The 2,976-nt window shown below is 37.6% G+C and carries 2 protein-coding genes; both read left to right on the top strand.

The window, feature by feature from the left end; all coding sequences use genetic code 11:
- Positions 1–1,588: AAA family ATPase (locus ACQQ6X_RS25575; RefSeq protein ID WP_308414363.1), on the top strand; the 1,588-nt coding region annotated here is incomplete at its 5' end.
- Entirely contained in the window at positions 1,585–2,475 is an 891-nt protein-coding gene (locus tag ACQQ6X_RS25570; protein WP_430493517.1) for an HNH endonuclease, read from the top strand. The genes ACQQ6X_RS25575 and ACQQ6X_RS25570, both read left to right, overlap by 4 nt.
- Positions 2,476–2,976: the final 501 nt, after the last annotated feature.

Below are 2,976 nucleotides of genomic sequence, written 5' to 3'. Positions count from 1 at the left end.
GGGTTACTATATGTTGGAGTTTAGTGTTATTGAAAGAGGCGGGTATATTCCTGCAGTAGAAAAAAATAAGGCATTCCTACGAGCAGATGGTTGGAATGACTATTCCTTTGTTACAATGTTTTATCTTACTGTCTTTGATGAGCATGGTGAAAAATGCGATATCGGAAATGTTAAAATTGGTTTTGTAGGTCAAAAAGAAGAAGTAAGCACTTATTCATTAATAGATAAAAAATTCAGTCAACTCCCTGAAATGTTTTTTTCCTTAGGTGAAAGCATTGACTACTATGTTAATCTCAGCAAATTAAGCGATGGTTTTAAACATAACCTTCTTAAAGCTATTCAGGATTTAGTAGTATGGCCAAATCGATTAGCCGACATTGAAAATGAAAGCGTCCTTAACACCTCATTACTTAGAGGGGTAACTCTTTCAGAAATTCATGGACAGTTCGCACGTGTGTTAAATGGTTTGCCAGAATTGTCAGATTTCCACTTTTCATTTAATAGAAAAAGTGCTCCCGGATTCAGTGATTTAACTATACCTTTTGAGGTGACGGTTAATTCTATGCCCAGCACGAACATTCATGCTTTTATCGGGCGGAATGGGTGTGGTAAAACAACAATTTTGAATGGAATGATTGGTGCAATCACCAACCCAGAAAACAATGAATATTTTTTCTCTGAAAATAATAGACTTATCGAGTCAAGAATCCCAAAGGGATATTTTCGATCGCTTGTTTCAGTTTCGTTTAGTGCATTTGATCCTTTTACTCCTCCTAAAGAACAACCTGACCCAGCAAAAGGTACACAATACTTTTATATTGGACTCAAGAATGCTGCCAGCAATAGTTTAAAATCACTAGGCGATCTCCGCTTAGAATTCATTTCAGCATTTATTGGTTGTATGAGAGTAGATAGAAAAAGACAACTCTGGCTTGAAGCTATCAAAAAACTAAGTAGTGATGAAAACTTTTCAAATATGGAACTCATCAGCCTCATTTCTAAATATGAAGAGTTAAGACGTAATGAACCACAGATTCAAGTGGACGATGATAAATTCACTAAATTGTTTTATGACAATATCCAGAAATATCTGCTTCGAATGAGCTCTGGACATGCAATTGTTTTATTTACTATCACAAGATTAGTAGATGTCGTTGGCGAAAAGTCATTAGTTTTATTCGATGAACCAGAGGTTCATCTGCATCCACCTTTGCTCTCTGCTTTTTTACGAACATTAAGCGACTTACTCGATGCACGCAATGGTGTAGCAATAATTGCAACTCATTCCCCAGTAGTACTGCAAGAGGTTCCAAAATCCTGCATGTGGAAAGTCCTACGGTCAAGAGAAGCAATAAATATTATCCGTCCGGATATTGAGACATTCGGTGAGAACTTAGGTGTTTTAACTCGTGAGGTGTTTTTACTTGAAGTGACAAATTCTGGATACCACCACTTATTATCGCAGTCCGTTGATTCAGAGCTTTCTTATGAAACCATTCTAAAAAATTATAATGGTCAGATAGGATTAGAAGGTCGAACCGTTTTAAAAGCGATGATAATGAACAGAGATGAAGGTAAAGTACAATGAAAAAACTACCTCTTCCAGCGAGAACTTATAGCGAAATGCTTAATAAATGCTCGGAAGGTATGATGCAGATAAATGTTAGAAATAATTTCATTACTCACTTCCCCACTTTTTTGCAGAAAGAACAACAATATAGAATATTAAGCTCGACAGGTCAGTTATTTACCTACGACAGGACACACCCTCTTGAGCCTACAACCTTAGTAGTTGGTAACCTGACAAAGGTTAAATTAGAAAAGCTTTATGAAAATAATCTCCGAGATAAAAACAAACCCGCTAGAACATATTACGATGACATGCTTGTTTCATCAGGTGAAAAATGTCCATTTTGTGGTGATATAGGACAGACAAAAAATATAGATCATTTTCTTCCTATTGCACATTATCCTGAATTTTCGGTGATGCCTATTAATTTAGTTCCATCGTGCCGCGACTGCAATATGGGAGAGAAAGGTCAAGTTTTCGCAGTATATGAGGTACACCAAGCGATTCATCCCTATATCGACAAGGACATTTTTTTTCGTGAGCAATGGGTATATGCAAATTTCGTTTCCGGAACTCCGGGTGCTATCAGTTTTTATGTTGAATGCCCGGCGAACTGGAGGCAGGAAGACAAACACAGAGCTCTTCATCATTTCAAGCTATTAAATATTGCTAACAGGTATCGTTTGGAGGCAGGGAAGCACTTGAGTGAAGTGATTACTCAAAGAAACTCTTTCGTAAAAGTTATAAGGAAATATAGTTCAACCGCAACGTTTCAGCAGCTACAGTCAGAATTTATTGAAGCAAATCTGAAACCTATTATAGATTTGAATGACTTCCCCAATTATTGGAAAAGAGTTATGTATCAGTGCCTAGCAAACTCGGAAGATTTTTTCAGAGGGATCTAGAATATGATGAAAGATAGAAAATTACGACGCTTATCGGAAGTGAACGAATACTTTTTATATGAGGAGGGCTGTTTTTACAAAATCCGGTAGTAACTTGCTAACCAATTCCTAGGCAGGTCATTGGCAACAGTGGCATGCACCGAGAAGGACGTTTGTAATGTCCGCTCCGGCACATAGCAGTCCTAGGGACAGTGGCGTACAGTCATAGATGGTCGGTGGGAGGTGGTACAAATTCTCTCATGCAAAAAATATGTAAAATCGGTAGCAACTGGAAATCATTCAACACCCGCACTATCGGAAGTTCACCAGCCAGCCGCAGCACGTTCCTGCATACGACGTGTCTGCGGCTCTACCATATCTCCTATGAGCAACGTGTTAGCAGAGCCAAGCCACAACTCTAATTTTAATACATAATGAATGATAATAATAATATTAAAAATTTCCTGTGTAACTAATTTACTATATGGTTTCTGATAAGAATCATTGCAAAGATCAAACAAC

It is taken from the genome of Paenibacillus ottowii (assembly GCF_050516475.1).
Classification (GTDB): domain Bacteria; phylum Bacillota; class Bacilli; order Paenibacillales; family Paenibacillaceae; genus Paenibacillus; species Paenibacillus ottowii.
The sequence above is the reverse complement of the archived record's forward strand: the minus strand, read 5'-3'. Positions and strand labels throughout refer to the sequence as shown.